Genomic DNA, 26,228 nt, shown 5'->3' with positions numbered 1-26,228 from the left:
CGCCATGAGCGATCACATCATCAAGCTCACCGCGGCCGAGACCGCCGCGAAGATCGCCTCCGGCGAGCTGACCGCGGTCGAGGTCACCGAGGCCCACCTGGCCCGCATCGAGGCCGTCGACGAGAAGGTGCACGCCTTCCTGCACGTCGACCGTGAGGGCGCCCTCGCGCAGGCCCGCGCCGTCGACGAGAAGCGCGAGCGCGGCGAGGAGCTCGGCCCGCTGGCCGGCGTCCCCCTCGCGCTGAAGGACATCTTCACCACCGAGGGCGTCCCGACCACCGTCGGCTCCAAGATCCTCGAGGGCTGGATCCCGCCGTACGACGCGACGCTCACCAGGCGCCTGAAGGCCGCCGACGTCGTCATCCTCGGGAAGACCAACATGGACGAGTTCGCCATGGGGTCCTCCACCGAGAACAGCGCCTACGGCCCCACCGGCAACCCGTGGGACCTCGCCCGCATCCCCGGCGGCTCCGGCGGCGGTTCCTCCGCCGCGCTGGCCGCGCACATGGCGCCGCTCGCCATCGGCACCGACACCGGCGGCTCCATCCGCCAGCCGGCCGCCGTCACCGGCACGGTCGGCGTCAAGCCGACGTACGGCGCGGTGTCCCGCTACGGCATGGTGGCGTTCTCCTCCTCCCTCGACCAGGGCGGCCCCTGCGCCCGCACGGTCCTGGACGCGGCCCTGCTGCACGAGGTGATCGCCGGGCACGACCCGATGGACTCCACCTCCATCGACGAGCCGGTCCCGCCGGTCGTGGAGGCCGCCCGCAACGGCAGCGTCCGGGGCATGCGCGTCGGCGTCGTCAAGCAGTTCCGGGGCGAGGGCTACCAGGCCGGCGTCGTCCAGCGGTTCGACGAGTCGGTCGAGCTGCTCAAGGAGCTGGGCGCCGAGATCGTCGAGCTGGACTGCCCGTCCTTCGACCTGGCGCTGTCCGCGTACTACCTGATCGCGCCCTCCGAGTGCTCCTCCAACCTCGCCCGCTTCGACGGCCTGCGCTACGGCGCGCGCGTCGGCGACGACGGCACGCGCTCCGCCGAGGAGGTCACCTCGCTGACCCGCGAGGCCGGCTTCGGCGACGAGGTCAAGCGCCGCATCATGCTCGGCACGTACGCGCTCAGCTCCGGCTACTACGACGCGTACTACGGCAGCGCCCAGAAGGTCCGCACGCTCATCAAGCGGGACTTCGACCAGGCCTTCGAGCAGGTCGACGTGATCGTCTCCCCGACGACCCCGACCACCGCCTTCCCGATCGGCGAGCGCGCCGACGACCCGATGGCGATGTACCTCGCCGACCTGTGCACCATCCCGACCAACCTGGCGGGCAACGCCGCCATGTCGCTGCCCTGCGGTCTCGCGCCGGAGGACGGCCTGCCGGTCGGACTGCAGATCATCGCCCCGGTCATGAAGGACGACCGCCTCTACAAGGTCGGTGCCGCCGTCGAGGCCGCCTTCGTGGAAAAGTGGGGCCACCCGCTGCTCGAGGAGGCTCCGTCGCTGTGAGTGCACTGACCAAGGCCAAGGGCTTCAAGAAGTCCCGGTCCGGTACGTACCTGTCCATGGCCGCCACCGCGTTCGGCGCGGTCGGCGTCGCCAAGCGGCTGAAGAAGGCGCGCGCGGAGAAGGACACCCTGGTCCTGATCGACGCCACCGTGTCCGCCGCCGCGATCGTCACCAGTCTCGCCATCCTCTACCGCGAGCTGAAGCGGCTGGGCGACGACGACGTCCTGCTGGGCTGAGAGGGAAGTTTTCACCGTGACCACCACGACCGACCTGGTGTCGTACGAGGACGCACTCGCGTCGTACGACCCCGTCATGGGCCTCGAGGTCCATGTCGAACTCGGCACCAAGACCAAGATGTTCTGCGGCTGCTCGACCGCGCTCGGCGCCGACCCGAACACCCAGACCTGCCCGGTCTGCCTCGGCCTGCCCGGCGCGCTCCCGGTCGTCAACGCGACCGGCGTCGAGTCCGCGATCAAGATCGGCCTCGCGCTGAACTGCGAGATCGCCGAGTGGTGCCGCTTCGCCCGGAAGAACTACTTCTATCCGGACATGCCGAAGAACTTCCAGACCTCCCAGTACGACGAGCCGATCGCCTTCGACGGCTACCTCGACGTGCAGCTGGAGGACGGCGAGGTCTTCCGCGTGGAGATCGAGCGCGCCCACATGGAGGAGGACACCGGCAAGTCGACGCACGTCGGCGGAGCCACGGGCCGCATCCACGGCGCGTCCCACTCCCTGCTCGACTACAACCGCGCCGGCATCCCGCTCATCGAGATCGTCACCAAGCCCATCGTGGGCGCGGGCGAGCGGGCCCCCGAGGTCGCGCGGGCGTACGTCCGCGAGCTGCGCGAGGTCATCCGGGCGCTCGGCGTGTCCGAGGCCCGCATGGAGATGGGCCAGATGCGCTGCGACGTCAACCTGTCGCTGATGCCGAAGGGCGCCGAGAAGTTCGGCACGCGCTCCGAGACCAAGAACGTCAACTCGCTGCGGTCGGTGGAGCGCGCCGCCCGGTTCGAGATCCAGCGCCACGCGGCCGTGCTGAACGACGGCGGGACGATCGTCCAGGAGACCCGGCACTTCCACGAGGACACGGGGTCCACGACCTCCGGCCGGGTGAAGGAGGAGGCCGAGGACTACCGGTACTTCCCGGAGCCCGACCTGGTCCCGGTCGCCCCGTCCCGCGAGTGGGTCGAGAAGCTGCGCGCGCAGCTCCCCGAACTGCCGCTGGTGCGCCGCAACCGGCTCCGCGAGGAGTGGGGGATCTCCGGCACCGACATGCAGGCCATCCTCAACGCCGGTGCGCTGGACCTGATCGTCGCCACGATCGAGGCCGGAGCCGACGCGGCCTCCGCCCGCAAGTGGTGGATGGGCGAGCTGGCCCGCAGCGCCAACGAGTCCGGCAAGGCGCTGGACGAGCTGGCGATCACCCCGGCGCAGGTGGCCCGCGTCACCGAGCTGGTGGCCGAGGGCGACCTGAACGACAAGCTGGCCCGCCAGGTCATCGAGGGTGTCCTCGCCGGTGAGGGCGCGCCGGACGAGGTCGTCGAGAAGCGCGGCCTGAAGGTCGTCTCCGACGAGGGCGCGCTCACCGCCGCCGTCGACGAGGCGATCGCCGGCAACCCGGCCGTCGCGGACAAGATCCGCGGCGGCAAGGTCGCCGCGGCCGGTGCGCTGGTCGGCGCGGTCATGAAGGCCACGCGCGGCCAGGCGGACGCGGCCCGGGTGAAGGAACTGATCCTGCAGAAGCTGGGCGTCGAGGGCTGAGCCCGTACGACAAGAGGGAGGGGGACGCACCCGGCGGGTGCGTCCCCCTTCCCGTGCGTCCTCTTCCCGCGCGGCGCGCTAGCGGCGGCGGCCCACCACGCGGGTGAAGCCCAGCGTGCGGCCCTGGTCGGCGCGCAGCATCCGCGCGCTCTCCCGGCTCGTCCGCACGTGGAACTCGTCGGTGTGGTGCTCGGCGACCACGTCGCACCACAGCAGCCACTCCCGCCAGCCGTCCTCCAGCCAGTCGGCCGTCTCGACGTCCACGGCGCCGCTGCGGGTCCAGTGGCGGCGCCACCAGGCGGGGCTGTGGAAGCACCAGAACGCGGGCTCCCAGTAGGGCTTCAGGTGCTCCGGCGGCTCAGTGCCCCCGATCTCCTCGGAGACCGAGGGGACGACGATCCCGATCCGCCCGCCGGGCTTCAGCAGCCGGGTCAGCGCCGGCAGATACAGGTCGTCGGTGCCGAAGTACTGGTACGCGTCGACGGAGACGATCGCGTCGAAGGTCCCCGCACCGAAGGGCAGGGCGTGCGCCTCCGCGTGGACGGGCAGGACGCGGTCGGCGAGGCCCGCCTCGGCGATCCGGCGGGCGTTCTCGTCCGGCTCGGTCCACAGGTCGGCGGCGGTGACCCGGACGTCGTACTCCCGCGCCAGGAAGACGGACGTCATGGCGCGGCCGCAGCCCAGGTCGAGCACGCGGGCGCCGGGGCGCAGGGCGTCCGGGCCGAGGGCGGGGGCGAGCCATTCCAGCAGCCACAGCGCGTGCGGGCCCATCTGGTTGTCGATGGTCCAGCGGGGGTCGTAGGCGCCGCTGCGGGGGTACCGGGGGAGGCTGAGGCGGCTAGCGAGGTCGTCGTGCGAGGTGTGCGGTGTGAGGTCCGACATCGGTGAAGGGGCTCCTTGAGGCCGTGAAGAGGGGCGGAGTCGCGTCGGAGATCGGACGGACAAGCATCAAGCACCTGCTTCGGCCGGCGGCCCACTGCCGCGGGAGTGTCGGACCCGGGGACGCTAACAGCGGGCAGGGTGCCCCCGCATCCGGGTTTCCGGAGGCGGGGCGCTACGCTCCGGCGCCATGAGTGGACGCCCGGATTCCGACGTGCCCCCGGACACGCGGACCGCCCCGGACACGGCCGGGGAGGAGACAGAAGCGGCGGAAGCGGCCGAGGCCGGGGCGGCCGAGGACGCCCACGAGGGCGATGACGAGGAGTTCCTCGCCGAGCGGGCGCGGCGGGCCCGCCGGGCCGCCGTCGGCACCGGCGCCGTGCTCGCCGCCGCCGGTACGGCCGCCGCCCTGCTCCGGGCCGTCGGCACCGCCCCGGCCCTGGTCCCCGTGGCCTACGCCTGCGGGGCGGCCGTCTGTGCCCTGGCGGCGGTGCTGGGGGCGCGCGGACGCACCCGCAGGGCGCTGTGGACGGCCGTCGCGGGCGTCATGGTCATGGCGCTGGGCGACCAGTTCGACTGAGACGAGCGACCCGCGCACCCGCCGTGACCGGCCCGCGCACCCGCTCCGAACGGCCCGGAAAAGAAATGTGAGTTAGTACACGAAAGCGACAAACGATCATTTTTGCCTGTAACAGTGGCAGGGCATTGCTCATGCGTTCTTTGCGGGCTGTTCGATCGTTCGTCGGCGGTACCCGGTCAAAGATCCACTCCGAGCCGTCACCGGGAGCACGTCTGTGGCAGCCCTAGCACGTTGGTGCGTCCAACGCCGTCTCTTCACCGTTCTGCTGTGGCTGCTCGCGCTCGCCGGGATCGCGGCGAGCGCCTTCGTCGCCGGCTCCGCCTACTCGAACGACTACGACGTGCCCGGCACCGAGTCGGGGCGCGCCACCGAGCTGCTGAAGGACGGCTTCCCCGGCATGGGGGGCGACAGCGACACCGTGGTCTGGCACACGTCGTCCGGCACCGTCCGGGACAGCGGCGTCGAGCAGACCATGACCCGCACCCTCGACCGGCTCGAGGACCTGCCCGGCGTCGCCTCCGTCAGCGGCCCGTACGACGACGGGGGCGCCGGACGCATCAGCGCCGACGGCCGCACCGCCTACGCCACCGTGACCTTCCAGCACTCCGGCGCGGACATCAGCACCGGTGAGGCCGAGGCCGTGGTCGAGACGGCGAAGGCCGCGGAGACCGACGGGCTCGACGTCGAGCTGGGCGGCAGCGCCGTCGAGCTGAGCGAGGCGCCCGGCGGGCACACCGCCGAGATCGTCGGCGTGGCCGTCGCCGCCGTCGTGCTGTTCCTCGCCTTCGGCTCCCTCGCCGCCTCCCTGCTGCCCATCGCCACCGCGCTGGTGAGCGTCGGCACCGCCTACGCGGGCATCGTGCTGCTCGGCCACGTGATGACCGTCGCGGACTTCGCGCCGATGCTCGGCCTGCTGATCGGGCTCGGCGTGGGCATCGACTACGCGCTGTTCATCGTCACCCGGCACCGGCGCGGACTGAAGCGCGGCCTGAGCGTCACCGAGGCCGCCACCAACGCCGTCGCCACCACCGGGCGGGCGGTCGTGTTCGCGGGTGCGACCGTCTGCATCGCCCTGCTGGGCATGCTGATCCTCCGCCTGAACTTCCTCAACGGCGTCGCCGTGGCCGCCTCGCTCACCGTGCTGCTCACCGTCGCCGCCTCCGTCACCCTGCTGCCCGCCCTGCTGTCCCTGATCGGCATGCGGGCGCTGAGCCGCCGGGAGCGGCGCCGGCTCGCCGAGCACGGGCCGGAGCCGGAGGTGCCCACCGGGTTCGCCGCCCGCTGGTCGGCGTTCGTGGAGCGTCACCCCAAGCTGCTCGGCGCGGTCGCCGTCGTCGTCATGGCCGTCCTGGCCCTGCCCACCTTCTCGCTCCACCTGGGCACCTCCGACCAGGGCAACGACCCGAAGACCTCCACCACCCGCCAGGCCTACGACCTTCTCGCCGACGGCTTCGGGCCGGGCGTGAACGGGCCGCTCACCCTGGTCACCGAGGTCGACGACGCCCAGGACCGGCTCGCCCTGGACAACCTGGGCGCCACCCTGCGCACCACCGAGGGCGTCGTCTCCGCGTCGCCGGTGACGTACAGCCAGGGCGGCGACACCGCCTTCCTCACCGTCGTACCGGACTCGTCCCCGCAGTCGGAGCAGACCAGCGACCTGGTGGACCGGCTGCGCGAGGACGTGCTGCCCCGCGCCGAGTCGGGCACGTCGCTCGACGTGCACGTCGGAGGCGTGACGGCCGGCTACGACGACTTCGCCTCCGTCATCGTCGACAAGCTCCCCCTGTTCGTCGGCGTCGTGATCGGCCTCGGCTGTCTGCTGCTGCTCCTCGCCTTCCGCTCCATCGGCATCCCGCTCAAGGCCGCCGCGATGAACGTGGCCGCGGTCGCCGGCGCGTTCGGCGTGGTCGTCATGATCTTCCAGTGGGGCTGGGGGAGCGACCTGCTCGGTCTCGGCAGCGCCGGTCCCATCGAGCCCTTCCTGCCCGTGATCATGGTGTCGGTGCTCTTCGGTCTGTCCATGGACTACCAGGTCTTCCTGGTGAGCCGGATGTACGAGGAGTGGCTGGAGACCGGCGACAACCGGCGGGCCGTCCGCGTCGGCCTCGCCGAGACCAGCCGTGTGATCAACTCCGCCGCCGTGATCATGATCTCGGTCTTCCTCGCCTTCGTGCTCAGCGGCGACCGCGTGATCGCCATGTTCGGCATCGCCCTCGCCGCGGCCGTCGCCCTCGACGCCTTCGTGCTGCGCACGCTGCTCGTGCCCGCGCTGATGCACCTCCTCGGCGGCGCCAACTGGTGGCTGCCGACGTGGCTGGACCGGATCCTGCCCCGGATCAGCATCGAGCCGCCCGACCGCCGTCCCGGCCATGAGAGGCTGGCCGCCGTCACGGACGCCGAGGTGGCGGACGTGCTGGCGAAGGAGGAGCGGCAGCGGGATGTACGCGATACGACTGGGTGACGACGGCGCCGAGATGCGCCCCCTGGAGATCTGGCACGCCGAGGAATTCCTCGCCCATCTCGACCGGGGCCGTGAGTTCATCAACCGGTACGTCCCCTTCGGCTCCCGCGCCACCGACCTGGACACGGCGCGTGAGGCGCTCCAGCGGTACGCCGACCTGCGCGCCGCCGACACGGCCTCGCTGCACGGGCTGTGGCTCGACGGCAAGCTCGTCGGCGGGGTCCTCACCCTGAACCTCGACGCGGCGGCCGGCACCTGCGAGGTCGGCTGCTGGCTGGAGCCCGCCGCCACCGGACGCGGACTCGTCACCCGCGCCATGCGCGTGCTGATCGACTGGGCCGTCGAGGAGCGCGGGATCCACCGCGTCGAATGGGTCGCCGCGTCCGGCAACACCAGCAGCATCGCCGTCGCCCGCCGGCTCGGCATGACCCGCGACGGCGTCCGCCGCGAGGCCCACCTGCACCACGGCGTACGGCACGACCTGGAGGTCTGGTCCGTCCTGGCCCCCGAGTGGCGCGCCCGTGACCAGCAGCCCGACGGGCGTTGAACGGAATCCCGGACGGACTCCGTACGGTGCGGAACACGGCTGAGAAGACAGCGGGACACGGCTGAGAAACCAGAGGGCGAAACCGGAACCGTGACCGCGCGACCCTCGCGGAGCCCGACGAGCGGACGGCGGAGCAGGGGCGGGAAGCCGCCGCGAAGAAGCGCGCCGACCGCGGCCGGGCCCCCGCAGGGGGTCGGACAGGGCGCGGCCGCCGTCGTCCTTGCGGCGCTCGGCACGGTCTCCCTCACCCGCAGCCGGCCGGGCACGGCGGCCGCCGCACGCGAAACCCTGGTGGATCACATCCGTCGCCCGGGGCGGCGTCACCCCCGGGGTGATCGGACCGCTGCCGGCGGTGCTCACGTACACGGGCGTGCCGCCGGGACCGCCCTCGGCCGCCTGAGGGGGGTCTTAGGCGCCGTCTCAGCGGCTTGCCGCCCACCGCGCACGACTTCTGAGGCATCACCGCCCGCGAAGACACGGAACTCTCCCGATGTGACCCGCCCGCCTCGGAGACGAAGGTGGAGGCATCGCAGAAAGCGATACCGGCACCCGATCCGAGGGGAACCCGCCATGTCCGAGCACGAGCTGCACCGGCTTCGCCACGACGACCCGGTCCGCCGGGCCGCGGAGGAGCGCCGGGTCCGCGAGGCGCTGCGGGCCCGCCGCGCCGCCCGCCACGTGTCCGGCGCACGCGGCGCCGCCGAGAGCCATACCTGGCGGCGGTCCCGGTCGGCCCGGACCGCATGAGCACCGCACCGGGGCGGTGGCCGCACGGAAGCGGCCGCCGCCCCGTCGTCGGGTCCGGACAGCCGGTGGGGGCACACGGGACACGGAGGAGGCGGTGGCGTGCCGGCACGCCGGGAAAGGAGAACCGCTGCGCCGTCGTCGGACGCGCGTGCGATGCTCGGGGGCGTGGAGACCAAGTCCGTCAGCCCCGTGTCCGTCGGCCGCACCGCCGAACCCGCCGTTCTGGACGACGCGTTCGACCGGGCCGAGGCACTGGGCCTGACCAGCAGGGAGCGGGACGTGCTGCGCCTGGTGGCAGCCGGGCACACCAACCGCCGGATCGCCGAGGCGCTGTTCATCTCGCCGGAGACGGCCGGCGTCCACGTGTCGAACATCCTCGCCAAGCTGGGTGTCTCCGGGCGCGGCGAGGCGGCGGCGGTGGCCCACCGGCTGGGGCTGTTCCCCGACGGAACCCCGCATCCCGCCACCGCGCGACAATCGATCCAGGACACAAGCGGTCCGGCACCCGCGGCCCTGGGAAAGGGGAACGATGTTCAACGCCTTCGAGGAACTGTTCTCCCCCGGGCGCAAACACACCCATGACGAGCAGAAACGCCTGGAACTGTCCCGGGAGGACGTCGGCGACGCCGACCCCGGACGCGGGCCGATAGACCTCGCGTCCGGAAAGGTCACCGTCCGCCGGGCGGCCCCGGCCGACGAGGAAACGGACGACACCGGGGACGCCCCGGACGCCCCCGCGGGGGACTGAGCACCGGCTAGCGGACCCGCAGCTCCAGGACGCGGTCGTCGTCCTTCTCCGGGGCGCCCCGGCCGTCCGTGTTGCTGGTCACCAGCCACAGCCGGTCGCCGCCCGCCGCGACCACGGTGCGCAGCCGGCCGTACTCGCCCTCCAGGAACGCCTGCGGGTCCGCGGAGGCCTCCGTCCCCTTGAGCGGTATGCGCCACAGCCGCTCGCCGCGCAGGCCCGCCATCCACACGGAGCCCCCGGCGTACGCGATGCCGCTGGGGGACGCCTCGTCGGTGCTCCACTGGGCGATCGGGTTGTGGAAGCCGCCCTCGTCCGCGTGGCCCTCGGCCTCCGGCCAGCCGTAGTTGTCGCCCGGCGCGACGGCGTTCAGCTCGTCCCAGGTGTTCTGGCCGAACTCCGAGGCGAACAGCCGCTGTTCGCGGTCCCAGGCCAGGCCCTGCACGTTGCGGTGGCCGTACGAGTACACGGGGGAGTCGGGGAACGGGTTGCCCGGGGCCGGGTCGCCGTCCGGGGTCATCCGCAGGATCTTGCCGCCGAGGGACTCCCTGTCCTGGGAGAGCCCCGTGTCGCCGCTCTCGCCCGTGCCCGCGTAGAGCATGCGGTCCGGGCCGAAGGCGATCCGCCCGCCGTTGTGGATCACGCCCTTGGGGATGCCCCGGAACACCGTGTCGGGCGCCCCGAGCTGCTCGCCGGCCGGCTTCCGCTCGTTGTAGAGCATCCGCACGATGCGGTTGTCGGAGGCCGAGGTGACGTAGGCGTAGATCATGTGGTCCGAGGCGAAGTCGGGGGAGAGGGCGATGCCCAGCAGGCCGCCCTCGCCCTCGGCCGCGACCCCGGGCACCTCGCCCAGCTCGGTCTTCCTCCCCGTCGTCCCGTCGATCCGGGTGATCGTGCCCTCGTCGCGGGAGGACACCAGGAGGTCGCCGTCCCCGACCGGGGCCAGACCCCAGGGACTGTCCAGCCCCGTCGCCACCGTCCGGACCACCGTCACCGAGCCCTTCGCGGGCGGGGTCCGCTCGGCCTTCCCGGAGGGCGAGGACGGGGCCGCGGCCGAGGGCGAGGAGGCGGCGGCGTCCTTCTCCGGCGGCGCTCCGTCGTCGGAGGAGCAGCCTGCGGTCAGCAGGAGCGCGGCGGCGGCCAGCACGGCCGTCACGGCTCGTCGTTGCACGATCTCGTCCCTTCGACGCGGCGGGTTCTGTCTGTCATACACCGCTCGCGCCTCACAGGTTCCCGCTTCGCCGGGCCCGAACCTCGCCGAGGGCCGGGCCGGGCCGGACCGCCCGCCGCCGTCAGGGCCGGCCGCCCCGCGTCCCGGGCGGGGACCTCAGTCCCACGACCCCTGCGCCGGCGGCAGGCTCGCGATCTCCGCGAGATCCTCGTCCGTCAGCCGCAGGTCCGCCGCCGCCGCGTTCTCCGTCACCCACCGCTCCTGCTTGGCGCCCGGCACCGGGATCACCTGGCGGCCCCGGCTCAGCACCCAGGCCAGGGCGACCTGCGCCGGGGTGACGTGCTCCCCGTGCCGGCGCGCGACCCGGCGCAGCCCCACCACGATCGGCTGGTTCGCGGCCATCATCTCGGCCGTGAACCGCGGATGCCGGGCGCGCAGGTCGTCCGCCTCGAACCCCTGGCCGGGCGTCAGCGTGCCGGTCAGGAAGCCGTTGCCCAGCGGCATCGCCGCCAGGAAGCCCACACCCCGCGCCTCGCACCACGGCAGCAGCGTCTCCAGCGCCTCCGGCGACCACACCGACAGCTCCGCCTGCACCGCGCTCACCGGGAACACCTGCTGCACGCGCTCCAGCTGCCGGATCGTCGCGTCGTGCAGCCGCGCCCCCGGTCGCCGCGACGAGCGCGCCCCGACCGCGCACAGGCCCAGCGCCCGCACCTTGCCCGCCCGCACCAGATCCGCCATGGCGCCCCAGGTCTCCTCGACCGGGACCTCAGGGTCGGCGCGGTGCAGCTGGTAGAGGTCGATCACATCGGTCTGCAGCCGCCGCAGCGACGCGTCGCAGGCCCGCCTGACGTACCCGGGGCGGCCGTTGGCCACGATGTGCTGGTCCCCCACCAGCAGTCCGACCTTCGTCGACACGAAGGCGTCGGCACGCCGCTCCTTCAACACCCGCCCGAGCAGCAGCTCGTTGGTGAACGGGCCGTACATGTCGGCGGTGTCGAGAAGGTCCGAGCCCGTGTCCAGCGCCCGGTGCACCGCCCTCAGCGACTCCTCGCCGCGCTGCCTGGACGTGCTGTAGGCCCAGCTCATCGGCATGCACCCGAGGCCCACCGCGCCCACCGAGAGCGCCGCCGCGCCGATCGTCCTGCGCTCCACCTGCTCGTGACCCTCCCTCTCCGGCCCCCCAACCTAACCTCTGCCGCCCCGGCGTCCTGAACTAGCCTCCGGGGCATGACTCCTGACGTGTGGCTTCCCATCCCCCCGGACGAGATCGACGGACTCCCCGAGGGGCCGCGCTACCACTTCTGGGACGGCGGCGAGACGTACCCGGCCGACCCTGAGGCCTGCGACTTCTACGTCGTGCCGTACATGAAGGCCGCCGAGGTGTGCCTGCGTCCGCTGCCCCGGATGCGGTCCGTGCGCGTGGTGCAGACCCTGTCGGCCGGCATCGACCACGTGCAGCCCGGCCTGAAGGACCTGCCTTCGGGCGTGCGGCTGTGCAACGCGCGCGGGGTGCACGAGGCCAGCACCGCGGAGCTCACGCTCACCCTGATCCTCGCCTCCCTGCGGGGCGTCCCCGACTTCGTGCGCGCCCAGGACCGGGGGGAGTGGCGGGGCGGCTTCCGGCCGGCGCTCGCCGACCGGACGGTGCTCATCGTCGGGTACGGCTCGATCGGCGCGGCCATCGAGGACCGGCTCGCCCCGTTCGAGCTCGCGCGGGTGGCGCGCGTCGCGCGCTCCGCGCGCACAACGGAGCGCGGGCCGGTGCATCCGCTCACCGCACTTCCCTCCCTGCTCCCGGAGGCGGACGTCGTCGTCCTGTCCACCCCGCTGACCGAGAGCACCCGGCATCTCGTGGACGCCGGGTTCCTGGCCCGCATGAAGGACGGCGCCCTGCTGGTGAACGTCGCCCGCGGGGCGGTCGTCGACACCAAGGCCCTGCTCACCGAGGTGGAGAGCGGGCGCATCACCGCGGCCCTCGACGTCACCGACCCCGAACCCCTTCCCGTGGACCACCCGTTGTGGCGGGCGCCGGGCGTCCTGATCACCCCGCACGTCGGCGGACCCACGTCCGCCTTCCTGCCGCGCGCGAAGCGGCTGCTGCGCGACCAGTTGCGCCGGTACATGAACCGGGAGGAGCTCGGGAACGTGATTCTGGTGACGGGAAGGGAAGACGTGTAGTCCGCTTCGAGTACCGTCCGCGACCCCCCGGGAGCGGTGGGTACTCGGCGGTTCGTTGATCGTCACGGAGCGTAGAGGAGCTATGTCCCTGAGTGACGATACTGGTGTATCGTCCCGACAGGGGCTGCGCCGTCGACCAACGGCGCGGGGGAGCGACAGGCGGACTGTGAGGGGGGCGACGGGCGATGCACGGTCGAGGGACCAGCGATCCGACGCGGCGGATGCGTCGGCGGCGACACCGGCGCACGGACACGCACAGACACGGTCAGCACATCCGGCACGGCGACCGGACCGACGGCGCCGGCCCTCACCACCGTCCCCGGCAGACCGGCCGGCGGACCCGGACCCAGGTGCTCCGGGGCCCCTGGGGCGCGGCGGTGACGCGGACCGGGAGGGGCCGGTGAGCGCGCCGCCGACCCCCACCGTCGACGGAACGCTGCGTCCCGAGTCCGCCCCGCGGACCCCGCTGCCCGGCGCGCAGGCCGCCGGCCGCCGCCCCGGACCCGCCCTCCGGCTGGCGCTCGCCCTGGTCTGCGGCGCCTACGCCGTCGGCGCCGCGTTCGGCTGGGGGTCGGAGCGACTCGCTCTGATCATGGGGGACTTCGGACTGAGCGCCGCCGCCGCGGCCGCCGCCGTGTCCTGCGTGGTCTACGCCCGCAGCCGCCGCACCCGGTACCGGCCCGCCTGGCTGCTGTTCGGGCTCTCCTCGGCCATGGCGTCCCTGGGCAACCTGGTCTGGGGCTGGTACGAGGTGGTGCTGGACCGCGAGGTGCCGAACCCCAGTTACGCCGACCTGTTCTTCCTCTGCTTCGCGCCGCCCGCCATCGTCGGGCTGCTGGTGCTCGCCAAACGGCCCGTGACCAAGGCCGGATGGGTGTGCCTCGGCCTCGACGCCTGGCTGATCGGCGGCTCGCTGCTGACCCTGGCGTGGAGCCTCGCCCTCGCCCAGGCCGCCCAGGCCGAGGGACCGGGCGTCGCGCACACGGCGCTGTCCCTGGCGTACCCGCTGCTCGACATCGTCCTGGTCAGCATGGTGCTGGCGCTCCACTTCCGGCGCTCGTCGGTCAACCGCTCGGCGGTGAACACGGCGATCGGGGCGCTCGCGCTCACCGTGATGTGCGACGCCCTGTTCACCTCCCCGCTGCTGAACGCCGGCTACCGCTCCGGGCAGCTGCTCGACGCGGGCTGGTTCGCCGGGTCGCTGCTGCTGGCCTACGCCCCCTGGACCGCACCCCGCCGCGGCGGGCCCGAGCGGGAGACGCCCACACGCGTGGTCCGCGAGCACCTCCCCGGGCGGCGCCGCGCCCCGGATCACCAGCACGCGCCGCCGTCCGCCGGGGGCCCGACCCGGTACCAGCTCTCCCGGCCCGTCGCCGGATCGCTCGCCGCGCTCACCCCGTACCTCGCCGCGGCCGTGTGCACCCTGGGGATCCTCTACAACGTCCTCAACGGCCGCAGCGTCGACCGGGTCGTGCTGATCACCGGGGGCACCGTGGTGCTCGCGCTCGTCGTGCGCCAGGGCATCATGCTCCTCGACAACATCACCCTCACCCAGGAACTGGCCCAGGCGGAGAACCACTTCCGCTCCCTGGTGCAGGGGTCGAGCGACGTCATCATGATCGCCGCGCCCAGCGGCGTCCTGCGGTACGTCTCCCCGGCCGCCGCCGGGGTGTACGGCCGCCCGGCGGAGGACCTGGTCGGCACCGAACTGGCCTCCCTGATCCACCCGGAGGACCTGGGCCGCGTGGTGCACGAGGTACGCAGGTTCCTCGCCGCCGACCCGGTGGAAGAGCCCACCCTGCGCATCGAGTGCCGGTTCCGCTCCGGCGGCGGGAGCGCCTCCCGCCCGGGCGGGGCAGGGAGCGAGGAAGCCTGGCTCAACGTGGAGTCGACCGTCAACCGGCACCACGGCGGCCTCATCTTCAACAGCCGGGACGTCACCGAGCGGGTCCGCCTCCAGGCCCAGCTCCAGCACAACGCGGAGCACGACCCGCTGACCGACCTGCCCAACCGCGCCCTGTTCACCCGGCGCGTGCAGCAGGCCCTCTCCGGCCGCCGCGCCTCGGACCGGGGCGCGGCCCTGCGCGGCACGGCGGTGCTCTTCATCGACCTGGACGGCTTCAAGGGCGTCAACGACACCATCGGCCACCAGGCCGGGGACGACCTGCTGGTGCAGGCCGCCCGCAGACTCCAGGACGCCGTCCGCAAGGGCGACACCGCGTCCCGGCTCGGCGGTGACGAGTTCGCGGCCCTCATCGTCGGCGACGGCGTCCGCGACCGGGACGCGCGCGAACGGCACATCCTCGAACTGGCCGACCGCCTCAGGGTCACGCTCTCCCAGCCCTACCTCATCGGCGGCAACGATGTCCGCGTCGCCGCCTCCATCGGAGTCGCCTTCGCCGAACCGGGGATCGACGCGGGCGAGCTGCTGCGCAACGCCGACCTCGCGATGTACCGGGCGAAGGCGGCCGGCAAGGGCCGGGTCGAGCTGTACCAGCCGCACATGCAGCAGGACGTCGTCCGCAGGGCGGAGCTGGCCACGCGGCTGCGGGCGGCGCTGCACCACGGCGAGTTCGCCCTGCTGCACCAGCCCGTGGTGTGCCTGGCGGACGGCCGGATCACGTCGGTGTGCGCCCAGGCGCGCTGGCGCTCCTCCCAGGGCGTGCTGTTCACGCCCGCGGAGTTCCTGCGCGTCGCCGAGGACAGCGAGAAGACCGCCGAGCTGGGCCGCTGGGTGCTGGAGGAGGCCGTCGAGCAGGCCGCCGAGCGGCACGCGACGGGCCTGCCCGTGCCGGTGACCGTGCGGCTGAGCGCGCGCCGGCTGCTGGACCGCTCGCTGCCCCTCGGCTCGGTCGAGGCGCTGCTCACGCGGCACGGGCTGCCGTCCGGCTCGCTGATCGTGGAGCTGGCCGACACCGACCCCCGAGTCTCCCTCGACGAGCTGGAGCGCCGGCTCGCCGTGCTCAAGCGGCTCGGCGTACGGATCGCCCTCGACGGCTTCGGCAGCGGACGCGCGGCGATCACGGCCCTCAGGCGACTCCCGGTCGACATGCTGAAGCTCGACCGCGGCCTGGTCGACGAGGTGGCGGAGTCCGCGCGCCTGTACAAGATCACGCACGGGCTGCTGCGGATCGCCTCCGACCTCGGTCTGCAGACCGTGGCCGACGGCGTGGACCTGCCCGAGCAGGCCGAGGCGCTGCGCGCGATGGGCTGCACCCACGGGCAGGGCCTCGCCTTCTCCGGGCCGCTCGACGAGTACCGGCTGCGCCGGGCGCTGGCCGCCGGGCACTACCCGGTGCCGCACGGCCCGGCCGAGCCGGTGCTGGCGGGCGGGGGCGGTGCGCCGGTGTACTCCACGGGGGTGACGGCGGTGCTCAAGAGCGCTACGACGCTCCGCTCACATCATGAGACGCCCGTCCCACCCACTTGACAGTGAGTGTGCGCCGGGGGGAGGGTCAGTGCCATGCGCACCCGAATTCTCGTACTTGGACAGCGCGTCGGCTGACGCTGAGCGACGATCGCTCAGCGACCCACCACCCGGCGCGCTCCCCTCGCTTGCCTGACGGCACGAGGGGTTTTTTGTTGCACAGGCACTTGTCGAGCAGCACGCGTAACCCGCACGAACTTCGCAAAAACCCTCAGCATCGAGAAGAGAATGCCGATGACCGAGCAGGCCACCGGGGCCCCTCACCCGCAGCCGCGGCCCCGTTCCGGAGGACAGCAGTCCGTCGAGCACGTCACGGGCGCGCAGTCCCTCGTCCGCTCTCTCGAGGAGGTCGGCGCCGACACCGTGTTCGGCATTCCCGGCGGCGCGATCCTCCCGGCGTACGACCCGCTGATGGACTCCACGCGGGTGCGCCACGTCCTGGTCCGGCACGAGCAGGGCGCGGGTCACGCGGCCACGGGGTACGCGCAGGCCACCGGCAAGGTGGGCGTCTGCATGGCGACCTCCGGTCCCGGCGCCACCAACCTGGTCACGCCCATCGCCGACGCGCACATGGACTCCGTCCCGCTGGTGGCGATCACCGGCCAGGTCGCCTCCAAGGCGATCGGCACGGACGCCTTCCAGGAGGCGGACATCGTCGGCATCACCATGCCGATCACCAAGCACAACTTCCTGGTCACCCAGGCCGAGGACATCCCGCGCGTCATCGCCCAGGCGTTCCACATCGCCTCCACCGGCCGCCCCGGCCCGGTGCTGGTCGACATCGCCAAGGACGCCCTCCAGGCGAAGACCACCTTCTCCTGGCCGCCCGTCATGGACCTGCCCGGCTACCGGCCCGTCACCAAGCCGCACGCCAAGCAGATCCGCGAGGCCGCCAAGCTCATCACCACCGCGAAGCGACCGGTCCTCTACGTCGGCGGCGGGGTCGTCAAGGCCCGTGCCACCGCCGAGCTGAAGGTCCTCGCCGAGCTCACCGGAGCGCCCGTCACCACCACCCTGATGGCGCTCGGCGCGTTCCCCGACAGCCACCCGCTGCACGTGGGAATGCCGGGCATGCACGGTGCGGTCACCGCCGTCACCGCGCTGCAGAAGGCCGACCTGATCGTCGCCCTCGGAGCCCGTTTCGACGACCGCGTCACCGGCAGGCTGGACAGCTTCGCCCCGTACGCCAGGATCGTCCACGCCGACATCGACCCGGCGGAGATCGGCAAGAACCGCGCCGCCGACGTGCCGATCGTCGGCGACGCCCGCGAGGTCCTCGCCGACCTCGTCCAGGCCGTCCAGAAGGAGCACGCCGAGGGGCACCGCGGCGACTACAGCGCCTGGTGGAACGACCTCAACCGCTGGCGCGACACCTACCCGCTGGGCTACGACCAGCCCGCGGACGGCTCGCTCTCCCCGCAGCAGGTCATCGAGCGCATCGGGCAGCTCGCGCCGGAGGGCACGGTCTTCGCCGCCGGCGTCGGCCAGCACCAGATGTGGGCCGCGCACTTCATCCAGTACGACAAGCCCGCCTCCTGGCTGAACTCCGGCGGCGCCGGGACGATGGGCTACGCGGTCCCGGCCGCCATGGGCGCCAAGGCCGGCGCGCCCGACCGCACCGTCTGGGCGATCGACGGCGACGGCTGCTTCCAGATGACCAACCAGGAGCTCACCACCTGCGCCCTGAACAACATCCCGATCAAGGTGGCCGTCATCAACAACGGCGCCCTCGGGATGGTCCGCCAGTGGCAGACCCTGTTCTACAACCAGCGGTACTCCAACACGGTCCTGCACTCCGGTCCCGACGACGTCAACCCGGAGGCGAGGGGCACCCGCGTCCCCGACTTCGTGAAGCTGTCGGAGGCCATGGGCTGCTACGCGATCCGCTGCGAGGACCCCGCGGACCTCGACAAGGTCATCGAGGAGGCGAACTCGATCAACGACCGCCCGGTCGTCGTGGACTTCATCGTCCACGAGGACGCGATGGTCTGGCCGATGGTCGCCGCCGGCACCTCCAACGACGAGATCATGGCCGCCCGGGACGTGCGCCCCGACTTCGGCGACAACGACGACGACTGAGCGAGAGAGACCGAAGAGATCATGTCCAAGCACACGCTCTCCGTCCTGGTGGAGAACACCCCCGGCATCCTGGCCCGGATCGCCGCCCTGTTCTCCCGCCGCGGCTTCAACATCGACTCGCTCGCCGTCGGCGTCACCGAGCACCCCGACATCTCCCGCATCACCATCGTGGTGAGCGTCGACGAGTTCCCGCTGGAGCAGGTCACCAAGCAGCTCAACAAGCTCGTCAACGTGCTGAAGATCGTCGAGCTCGAACCCGGGCAGGCCGTCCAGCGCGAACTCGTCCTGGTGAAGGTGCGCGCCGACAACGAGACGCGCTCCCAGATCGTCGAGATCGTCCAGCTGTTCCGCGCCAAGACCGTGGACGTCTCCCCGGAGGCCGTGACCATCGAGGCCACCGGGAGCAGCGACAAGCTGTCCGCCATGCTCCGGATGCTGGAGCCGTTCGGCATCAAGGAGCTGGTCCAGTCCGGCACCATCGCGATCGGACGCGGTGCCCGTTCGATCACGGACCGGTCGCTGCGCGCCCTGGACCGGTCGGCGTAAGACACAGAACGGGCGGCCGGGACACGGCCGGCCGCCCGTATCGCGAGACCCCCAACCTTCCCCCTCCCTCACCGTCATACGGTGGGACGCGACACCTGCACACAAGGAGAGAACCCAGTGGCCGAGCTGTTCTACGACGCCGACGCCGACCTGTCCATCATCCAGGGCCGCAAGGTCGCGGTCATCGGGTACGGCAGCCAGGGCCACGCCCACGCCCTGTCGCTGCGCGACTCCGGCGTCGACGTGCGCGTCGGTCTGCACGAGGGCTCCACGTCCAAGGCCAAGGCCGAGGAGCAGGGCCTGCGCGTGGTGACCCCGTCCGAGGCCGCCGCCGAGGCCGACGTCATCATGATCCTCGTCCCGGACCCGATCCAGTCCAAGGTCTACGAGGAGTCCATCGCCCCGAACCTGAAGGACGGCGACGCCCTGTTCTTCGGCCACGGCTTCAACATCCGCTTCGGCTTCATCAAGCCCCCGGCCGGCGTCGACGTCTGCATGGTCGCCCCGAAGGGACCGGGCCACCTGGTGCGCCGTCAGTACGAGGAGGGCCGCGGCGTCCCCTGCATCGCGGCCGTCGAGCAGGACGCCACGGGCAACGCCTTCGCGCTGGCCCTGTCGTACGCCAAGGGCATCGGCGGCACCCGGGCCGGCGTCATCAAGACCACCTTCACCGAGGAGACCGAGACCGACCTGTTCGGTGAGCAGGCCGTCCTCTGCGGTGGCACCGCCGCGCTGGTGAAGGCGGGCTTCGAGACGCTCACCGAGGCCGGTTACCAGCCGGAGATCGCCTACTTCGAGTGCCTGCACGAGCTGAAGCTGATCGTGGACCTCATGTACGAGGGCGGCCTGGAGAAGATGCGCTGGTCGATCTCCGAGACCGCCGAGTGGGGCGACTACGTCACCGGCCCGCGGATCATCACCGACGCCACCAAGGCCGAGATGAAGAAGGTCCTCGCCGAGATCCAGGACGGCACCTTCGCCCAGACCTGGATGGACGAGTACCACGGCGGCCTGAAGAAGTACGACGAGTACAAGAAGCAGGACTCCGAGCACCTCCTGGAGACCACCGGCAAGCAGCTGCGCAAGCTGATGAGCTGGGTCGACGAGGAGGCCTGAGCCGCACGTTCCGAAGGGCCGGGGCGCCGCGCTCCGGCCCTTCGGGCGAACCAGGGGTAACGTCGGTGGTACGGCGTTGTCCATCCCGTCCGCCACGGACGGGTGATCCTTCCGAAGCGCGTAGGACGACGCCCCCGGCGCCACTACACTGCTGCACTACATACGCGTCAGGCCCACAGCGTCGTGCGTCTTCCACGCGGCTAGCACTTCTTCACCGCCTGCGGCCGTCGGGACGGCCGTCCGCATTGGGACTTGTGAGGACTCACGTGAGCTCGTACCCCGGTCAAAAAGCTACGGTACTCATCGCTGAAGAGCTGTCGCCCGCCACCGTCGACGCACTCGGCCCGGACTTCGAGATCCGGCACTGCAACGGCGCGGACCGAGCCGAACTGCTTTCCGCCATCGCCGACGTGGACGCGATCCTGATCCGCTCGGCCACCAAGGTGGACGCCGAGGCGATCGCCGCGGCGAACAGGCTGAAGGTCGTCGCGCGAGCCGGCGTCGGCCTCGACAACGTCGACGTCTCCGCCGCCACCAAGGCCGGCGTGATGGTCGTCAACGCCCCCACCTCCAACATCGTCACCGCCGCCGAGCTCGCCTGCGGTCTGATCGTCGCCACCGCGCGCAACATCCCGCAGGCCAACGCCGCGCTCAAGAACGGCGAGTGGAAGCGGAGCAAGTACACGGGCGTCGAGCTCGCCGAGAAGACCCTCGGCGTCGTGGGTCTGGGGCGGATCGGCGCGCTCGTCGCGCAGCGCATGTCCGCCTTCGGCATGAAGGTCGTCGCCTACGACCCCTACGTCCAGCCCGCGCGCGCCGCGCAGATGGGCGTCAAGGTGCTGTCGCTGGACGAGCTGCTCGAGGTCTCCGACTTCATCACCGTCCACCTGCCGAAGACCCCCGAGACGCTGGGCCTGATCGGCGACGAGGCGCTGCGCAAGGTCAAGCCGACCGTGCGCGTCATCAACGCCGCGCGCGGCGGCATCGTCGACGAGGAGGCGCTGTACTCGGCGCTCAAGGAGGGCCGCGTCGCCGGCGCCGGCCTCGACGTGTACGCCAAGGAGCCGTGCACCGACTCCCCGCTCTTCGAGTTCGACCAGGTCGTCTGCACCCCGCACCTCGGCGCCTCCACCGACGAGGCCCAGGAGAAGGCCGGCATCGCCGTCGCCCGCTCGGTGCGCCTCGCCCTCGCCGGTGAACTGGTCCCCGACGCGGTGAACGTGCAGGGCGGTGTCATCGCCGAGGACGTCAAGCCGGGCCTGCCGCTCGCCGAGCGCCTCGGCCGGATCTTCACCGCGCTGGCCGGCGAGGTCGCGGTCCGCCTCGACGTCGAGGTGTACGGCGAGATCACCCAGCACGACGTGAAGGTGCTGGAACTCTCCGCCCTCAAGGGCGTCTTCGAGGACGTCGTCGACGAGACCGTCTCCTACGTCAACGCCCCGCTGTTCGCCCAGGAGCGCGGTGTCGAGGTGCGGCTGACCACCAGCTCGGAGTCGGCCGACCACCGCAACGTGGTCACGGTGCGCGGCACCCTCGCGGACGGCGAGGAGATCTCGGTCTCCGGCACGCTGGCCGGCCCCAAGCACGTCCAGAAGATCGTCGCGGTCGGCGAGTACGACGTCGACCTCGCGCTCGCCGACCACATGGTCGTCCTGCGCTACGAGGACCGCCCGGGTGTCGTCGGCACCGTCGGCCGCATCCTCGGCGAGGCGGGCATCAACATCGCCGGCATGCAGGTCGCCCGTGCGACGGTCGGCGGCGAGGCGCTCGCCGTGCTGACCGTCGACGACACGGTGTCCACCGCGGTGCTGGGCGAACTGGCCGAGGAGATCGGCGCCACCTCCGCCCGCTCCGTCAACCTGGCCTGAGGGTCCGGGGGTTCCGCCCCCGGCGCCCCGTCCGCCCGGAACGGGCTCGTCCTCACACGCCGGACGGGCTGATCGTGTCAGCCTGTCCGGCGTTTTCCGTGGGCACTTCCGGACGCACCCGCACCCGGCGCAGCGTCACCGCCGCCAGGACCGACGCTCCGGCGAACACCGCGGCGCCCGCGATCGCCGCCGCGTTCATCCCCTGGGTGAAGGCCTCCCGGGCCGCCGCCGCGAGGGCGTCTCCCGCCTGCCCCGGAAGCCGCCCGGCGACGGCGAGCGCGCCGCCCAGCGTCTCCTGGGCCGCCGCCGGAGCGGAGTCCGGCATCCCGTCCCGGTACACGGCGGTGCCGATGGAGCCGAGGAACGCCATGCCCAGCGCCCCGCCGAACTCGGTGCCGGTCTCCATCAGGGAGGAGGCGGAGCCCGCCCGTTCCACCGGAGCGGCGCCCAGCGCGAGGTCCATGATCTGGGACATCACCGCGGTGACGCCCATGGCGAGCACACCGCAGGCGACCAGGACGAGCACCAGATCGTCCGTGTCCACGGAGGCCAGCAGCGCGTAACCGCACGCGGCGGTGGCGAAGCCCGCCGTCACCACATGGGCGCGGTTGACGCCCCTCTGCACCAGATGGGTCGCGAAGGGGGCCGCGAAGCCGATGGGAACCGACGGCAGCAGGGCCCACAGGGCCGCCTCCAGAGCGCTCTTGTCGAGCACCGACTGGATGTACTGGCTGGTGAAGAACGCCGAGCCCATCATCCCGAACATGGTGACCAGATTGAGGGCGGCGGCCGGGCCGAAGCCGCGACCGCGGAACAGGGCCGGGGAGATCATCGGGGAGGCGGCCGTCCGCTGCCGGTGCACGAACAGGGCCGCGAAGAGCAGGCCGACGGTGACCGACACGACGTACCGCGTGTTCCAGCCCTCGGACGGGATCTCCTTCAGGCCGTAGATGACCGGCAGCACGGCGGCCATGGACAGCGGGACGCTCGGCCAGTCGAAGCGGCCCGGATCGGGGTCCCTGGACTCCGGCAGCAGGAGCGGGCCGAGGACCAGCAGCAGGGCCATCGCCGGCAGGTTCACCAGGAAGACCGAGCCCCACCAGAAGAACTCCACCAGCAGACCGCTCAGCACCGAGCCGAGCGCCACGCCCGCCGTCATCACGGCGGACCAGATCGCGATCGCCTTCGCCCGCTGCGCGGGATCCAGGAAGAGCGAGCGGAGCAGGGCCAGCGTGGAGGGCATCAGGGTGGCGCCGCCGATGCCGAGCAGCGCGCGGGCCGCGATCAGGGTCTCGGCGCTGTGCGCGTACGCCGCCACCAGGGAGGCGGCGCCGAACGCGGCGGCGCCGATCAGCAGCAGCCTGCGACGGCCGATCCGGTCGCCCACCGAGCCCATGGTGATCAGGAGGCCGGCCACGGCGAAGGCGTAGATGTCGAAGATCCACAGTTGCTGCGTACCGCTCGGACGCAGGTCCGCGCTGATCTCCGGGACCGCGAAGTAGAGCACGGAGACGTCCATCGAGACCAGCATCAGCGGAAGCATCAGCACGACGAGGGCGGTCCACTCACGGCGGCCGGCCCGGTTCGGGTTCGGTGTCATGACGCCGACTGTACGCACGTCTTATACGTCTGTCTAGAACGCTTGTATAATACGTCCGTATGAGCAGCGGGGGTAGGCTGCGGCCATGGGACACCGTGAGGATCTGCTCGAGGGGGCCAAGCGCTGCCTGCTCGCCAAGGGGTTCGTGCGCACGACGGCGCGGGACGTCGTCAAGGAGTCCGGCACCAACCTCGCGTCCATCGGTTACCACTACGGCTCCAAGGACGCGCTGCTCGCGCAGGCCTACATCTCCCTCCTGGAGGGCATGGGCGACGCCTTCGACGGCGACGGGACGGTGGACGAGGCCGCGCCGGGCTCACTGGAGCGGTTCGAGCGGGTGTGGGCGAACATCACCGCCACCATGAAGGACCCCGGTTCGGTGTGGCGGCTCAGCATGGAGGTGCTGGCCTTCGGCGACCGGCTGCCCGAGGTGCGCGAGCATCTGGTCGCGGCCCAGCGGGAAGCGGGGCGCGGGCTGGTGCCGCTGCTGATGGGCGGCCGGGAGGAGGACGTGTCCGACGAGACCGCCGACACCTTGGGCGCCTTCTACGTGACACTGATGACGGGTCTCATCGCCCAGTGGACCTTCGACCCCGGCAGCGCCCCCGACGCCGAGCGGCTCACCGCGGGCCTGCGCCAGGTGGTCGAGGCGGCCACGGGCAGGGCGCCCGCGGTGGCCGCCGGCGACACGTCTACAGACGGTGCGCCTTGAGCGCCATGTGCAGCAGCAGGCGGTCCTCGCCGTCGTCCAGGTCGAGGCCGGTGAGCCGCTCGACCCGGGACAGCCGGTAGTACAGCGTCTGGCGGTGGATGCCCAGCTCCGCCGCCGTGCGCCCGGCCTGGCCCGCGCGGTCGAGGTACGCCTCGGCGGTGCGGGCCAGTTCCGTGTGCGCGGGGGAGAGCAGCGGACCGACGGCGGGGTCGCGGGCGGCGCCGGGCGGCAGCGCGGTCAGCAGGCGGTACGGGCCGATCGACGCCCAGTGGGCCACCGGTCCGAGGCGCGGCTCGGCCAGCGCCGCCCGCGCCGACGCCGACGCCTCGTCCCAGGCCGTGCCGAGGTCGGCGAGGCCCGTGCGGGACGCGGCGATCCCCGCGGCCACCGGGGGCCGGCCGGTCCGGCCCGCCGTACCGCCGTCCCGGGCCCGCTCCAGCAGCCGGCCGGCCGCGGTCGTCGCCGGCGTCAGTACGTCGGCGGAGCGCAGCCGCAGCAGCAGCGCGAGGGACACGGACGCGGCCCCCCAGGGCAGCGTGCACAGCGCCGTCGCGCCCGGCACCGTGCGGACCGAGGGAGCGTCGTCGGGGTCGGCCGACGGCCAGGGGGCGACGCACACCACCGTGTGCGGCCCCTCCGCGCGGCTGCCGAGGGCGGTGCGCAGCTCGGCGACCGCCATGTCCCGCTGCCAGTCCCGCTCCGCCGTCAGCACCGCCCGCAGCTCACGGGTGAGGTCCGCGCCGTGCTGCGCCTCGTCGGCGAGCAGCGCGCCGATCCGCGCCGTGACCCGCATGGCCGCGTCGAGCTGCTCCGGCGTGGGCCCGGGCTCGTCCTCCAGCAGCCAGACGTAGCCGAGCGCCACCCCCCGATGGCGTACCGGCAGGCAGACGCGCCCCCGGTGCACGCCCGCCTCCGGGGTGCGCGGGATGCGGACCGGGCCGGTCGCGCGGGTGATGCCGAAGCCCTCGAACCAGGCGCGGACGGCCGGTGTGGAGCGCCGGGTCAGGATCGAGCGGGCGCGCACCGGGTCCAGCGCGGACGGGTCCAGATCGCCCTCGCTGTCGTACGCGCCGAAGGCGATCAGCTCGAAGTCGCGGTTCTCCAGGGTCGCCGGAGCGCCGAGGAGCTCCGAGATCTCGTCCACCAGCTCCTGGTAGTCGTCCCTGTGTTCCGGCGTCACCCGGGCATTCTGCCGCAGAAACCGGAGTCCTTCATACATCTGTCTGAGATCTCGCCCAGGGATGCGTGACGTCTGTCGATGGCCCAGGATCGGGGTCATCCTTAGGTTTCACGGTGGTTCTCCGTGCCGTGCCCGAATGGTCGGGTGGCGGCCTCATGCAGCTTGTGGAGGTGCCCCGTGCTGGGTCCCGTGATTCTCGCCGCGTCGCGCAGCGACCGGATGCGACGCCTGATCTCGGCGGCCCCGGTGACCAAGCAGGTCGTCGACCGCTTCATCCCCGGCGAGACCGTGGACGAGGTCCTGCCCATCGTCCAGGAGCTCACCGGCAACGGCCTGGAACTCACCATGGACGTCGTCGGCGAGGACATCACCACTCCCGAGCAGGCCGAGGCCGCCCGTGACGCCTACCTGGAGCTGATCGACCGGCTGAAGCCGCTGGAGCTCGGCCCGCGCGCCGAGATGTCGGTGAAGCTGTCGATGTTCGGGCAGGCGCTGCCCGGCGGGCACGAACTGGCCCTCGCCAACGTCCGCCCGGTCGTCGAGGCCGCCGCCGAGATCGGCACCACGGTCACCCTGGACGCGGAGGACCACACCACCCTCGACTCGATGTTCGCCATCCACGAGGAGCTGCGGAAGGACGTCCCGCAGACCGGCTGCGTCATCCAGGCCTACCTCTTCCGGACCGAGGAGGACGCGCGCCGGCTCGCCGCCGCGGGCAGTCGCGTACGGTTGGTGAAGGGCGCCTACAAGGAGCCCGCCGAGGTCGCCTACCAGCAGAAGCACGAGATCGACAAGGCGTACGTGCGCATCCTGCGGACGCTGATGGAGGGCGAGGGCTACCCGATGATCGGGTCCCACGACCCGCGCCTGATCGCCATCGCCCAGGAACTGGCCCGCACCGCCGGACGCAAGCTCGACGAGTACGAGTTCCAGATGCTCTACGGCATCCGCGGGGACGAACACCTGCGGCTCGCCGCCGAGGGCCACCGCATGCGCGTCTACACGGCCTACGGCACCGACTGGTACGGCTATTTCATGCGGCGTCTGGCGGAGAAGCCGGCCAACCTCCGGTTCTTCGCCCGCAGCATGATCACCAAGGGCTGACACCACACCGCTCAGATAAG

Annotated in this window: 21 protein-coding genes and 1 pseudogene; 17 read left to right on the top strand and 5 right to left on the bottom strand. The window is 72.3% G+C overall.

The window, feature by feature from the left end; translation table 11 throughout:
- Positions 1-4 precede the first annotated feature (4 nt).
- From gatA to gatB, 3 genes are read left to right on the top strand one after another with little or no spacing between them, the layout of a single operon-like run.
- On the top strand, positions 5-1,501 hold the full coding sequence (gene gatA / locus C1708_RS09875; protein ID WP_106412306.1) for an Asp-tRNA(Asn)/Glu-tRNA(Gln) amidotransferase subunit GatA: 1,497 nt from the start codon (positions 5-7) through the stop codon (positions 1,499-1,501).
- Positions 1,498-1,737: a hypothetical protein gene (locus tag C1708_RS09870; RefSeq protein ID WP_106412305.1), complete on the top strand. Its 240-nt coding sequence runs from the start codon at positions 1,498-1,500 to the stop codon at positions 1,735-1,737. Before gatA ends, C1708_RS09870 begins: the two co-directional genes overlap by 4 nt.
- A gap of 16 nt (positions 1,738-1,753) precedes the next feature.
- Positions 1,754-3,265: an Asp-tRNA(Asn)/Glu-tRNA(Gln) amidotransferase subunit GatB gene (gene gatB / locus C1708_RS09865; protein ID WP_106412304.1), complete on the top strand. Its 1,512-nt coding sequence runs from the start codon at positions 1,754-1,756 to the stop codon at positions 3,263-3,265.
- Between the two features lie 78 nt (positions 3,266-3,343).
- Here gatB and C1708_RS09860 read toward each other — a convergent pair whose 3' ends face one another.
- Entirely contained in the window at positions 3,344-4,147 is an 804-nt protein-coding gene (locus C1708_RS09860; protein WP_106412303.1) for an SAM-dependent methyltransferase, read from the bottom strand.
- Between the two features lie 187 nt (positions 4,148-4,334).
- Between C1708_RS09860 and C1708_RS09855 the strand changes: the two genes are divergently transcribed.
- The 6 genes and pseudogenes from C1708_RS09855 to C1708_RS09830 all read left to right on the top strand — a co-directional run bounded on the left by C1708_RS09855 (position 4,335) and on the right by C1708_RS09830 (position 9,227).
- Positions 4,335-4,724 carry a hypothetical protein gene (locus C1708_RS09855; protein ID WP_106412302.1) on the top strand — a complete coding sequence of 130 codons (390 nt, stop codon included), beginning with the start codon at positions 4,335-4,337 and terminating at the stop codon, positions 4,722-4,724.
- A gap of 214 nt (positions 4,725-4,938) precedes the next feature.
- A complete protein-coding gene (locus C1708_RS09850) occupies positions 4,939-7,185 on the top strand; it encodes an MMPL family transporter (protein WP_106412301.1) in 2,247 nt (748 codons plus the stop codon).
- Complete coding sequence (locus C1708_RS09845) at positions 7,163-7,732, top strand: GNAT family N-acetyltransferase (RefSeq protein ID WP_106412300.1); 570 nt, start codon at positions 7,163-7,165, stop codon at positions 7,730-7,732. The genes C1708_RS09850 and C1708_RS09845 overlap by 23 nt, the downstream gene beginning before the upstream one ends.
- 570 nt (positions 7,733-8,302) lie before the next feature.
- Entirely contained in the window at positions 8,303-8,479 is a 177-nt protein-coding gene (locus C1708_RS34385) for a hypothetical protein (RefSeq protein WP_198602446.1), read from the top strand.
- Positions 8,480-8,722: 243 nt separating this feature from the next.
- Positions 8,723-8,926: pseudogene (locus tag C1708_RS09835) on the top strand (helix-turn-helix domain-containing protein); the annotation flags it as partial.
- A gap of 82 nt (positions 8,927-9,008) precedes the next feature.
- Positions 9,009-9,227 carry a DUF6191 domain-containing protein gene (locus C1708_RS09830; protein ID WP_106412299.1) on the top strand — a complete coding sequence of 73 codons (219 nt, stop codon included), beginning with the start codon at positions 9,009-9,011 and terminating at the stop codon, positions 9,225-9,227.
- Positions 9,228-9,234: 7 nt separating this feature from the next.
- Here C1708_RS09830 and C1708_RS09825 read toward each other — a convergent pair whose 3' ends face one another.
- Positions 9,235-10,395 carry a PQQ-dependent sugar dehydrogenase gene (locus tag C1708_RS09825; protein WP_241911212.1) on the bottom strand — a complete coding sequence of 387 codons (1,161 nt, stop codon included), beginning with the start codon at positions 10,393-10,395 and terminating at the stop codon, positions 9,235-9,237.
- Positions 10,396-10,551: 156 nt separating this feature from the next.
- Positions 10,552-11,550, bottom strand: a complete 999-nt coding sequence (locus tag C1708_RS09820; RefSeq protein WP_106412297.1) for an aldo/keto reductase — start codon at positions 11,548-11,550, stop codon at positions 10,552-10,554.
- Positions 11,551-11,625: 75 nt separating this feature from the next.
- Here C1708_RS09820 and C1708_RS09815 point away from each other — a divergent pair, with 75 nt between their 5' ends.
- The 6 genes from C1708_RS09815 (at position 11,626) to serA (ending at position 21,612) form a co-directional block, all read left to right on the top strand.
- The gene (locus tag C1708_RS09815) at positions 11,626-12,576 is read left to right on the top strand and encodes a 2-hydroxyacid dehydrogenase (protein ID WP_198602445.1); all 951 of its coding nucleotides are present in this window, start codon (positions 11,626-11,628) and stop codon (positions 12,574-12,576) included.
- Positions 12,577-12,976: 400 nt separating this feature from the next.
- The gene (locus C1708_RS09810; protein WP_198602444.1) at positions 12,977-16,006 is read left to right on the top strand and encodes an EAL domain-containing protein; all 3,030 of its coding nucleotides are present in this window, start codon (positions 12,977-12,979) and stop codon (positions 16,004-16,006) included.
- Positions 16,007-16,237: 231 nt separating this feature from the next.
- The gene (locus tag C1708_RS09805) at positions 16,238-18,082 is read left to right on the top strand and encodes an acetolactate synthase large subunit (protein ID WP_198602443.1); all 1,845 of its coding nucleotides are present in this window, start codon (positions 16,238-16,240) and stop codon (positions 18,080-18,082) included.
- A gap of 21 nt (positions 18,083-18,103) precedes the next feature.
- Entirely contained in the window at positions 18,104-18,628 is a 525-nt protein-coding gene (ilvN, locus tag C1708_RS09800) for an acetolactate synthase small subunit (protein WP_019524397.1), read from the top strand.
- A gap of 117 nt (positions 18,629-18,745) precedes the next feature.
- Positions 18,746-19,744 carry a ketol-acid reductoisomerase gene (ilvC, locus tag C1708_RS09795; protein ID WP_106412293.1) on the top strand — a complete coding sequence of 333 codons (999 nt, stop codon included), beginning with the start codon at positions 18,746-18,748 and terminating at the stop codon, positions 19,742-19,744.
- 266 nt (positions 19,745-20,010) lie between these two features.
- Positions 20,011-21,612 carry a phosphoglycerate dehydrogenase gene (serA, locus tag C1708_RS09790; RefSeq protein ID WP_106412292.1) on the top strand — a complete coding sequence of 534 codons (1,602 nt, stop codon included), beginning with the start codon at positions 20,011-20,013 and terminating at the stop codon, positions 21,610-21,612.
- A gap of 52 nt (positions 21,613-21,664) precedes the next feature.
- On the opposite strand, the gene C1708_RS09785 is transcribed toward serA, so the two are convergent.
- Complete coding sequence (locus tag C1708_RS09785; protein WP_198602442.1) at positions 21,665-23,212, bottom strand: MFS transporter; 1,548 nt, start codon at positions 23,210-23,212, stop codon at positions 21,665-21,667.
- An 85-nt stretch (positions 23,213-23,297) separates the two neighbouring features.
- Between C1708_RS09785 and C1708_RS09780 the strand changes: the two genes are divergently transcribed.
- On the top strand, positions 23,298-23,924 hold the full coding sequence (locus tag C1708_RS09780; protein WP_106412290.1) for a TetR/AcrR family transcriptional regulator: 627 nt from the start codon (positions 23,298-23,300) through the stop codon (positions 23,922-23,924).
- Here the strand turns inward: C1708_RS09780 and C1708_RS09775 are convergent.
- The gene (locus C1708_RS09775; protein ID WP_198602441.1) at positions 23,905-25,143 is read right to left on the bottom strand and encodes a PucR family transcriptional regulator; all 1,239 of its coding nucleotides are present in this window, start codon (positions 25,141-25,143) and stop codon (positions 23,905-23,907) included. The genes C1708_RS09780 and C1708_RS09775 overlap by 20 nt on opposite strands.
- Positions 25,144-25,281: 138 nt before the next feature.
- On the opposite strand from C1708_RS09775, the gene C1708_RS09770 reads away from it, so the two are divergent.
- On the top strand, positions 25,282-26,208 hold the full coding sequence (locus C1708_RS09770; RefSeq protein ID WP_106412288.1) for a proline dehydrogenase family protein: 927 nt from the start codon (positions 25,282-25,284) through the stop codon (positions 26,206-26,208).
- Positions 26,209-26,228 lie beyond the last annotated feature (20 nt).

The organism is Streptomyces sp. DH-12, assembly GCF_002899455.1.
Taxonomy (GTDB): domain Bacteria; phylum Actinomycetota; class Actinomycetes; order Streptomycetales; family Streptomycetaceae; genus Streptomyces.
This window is presented reverse-complemented; position numbering and strand designations above follow the sequence as displayed.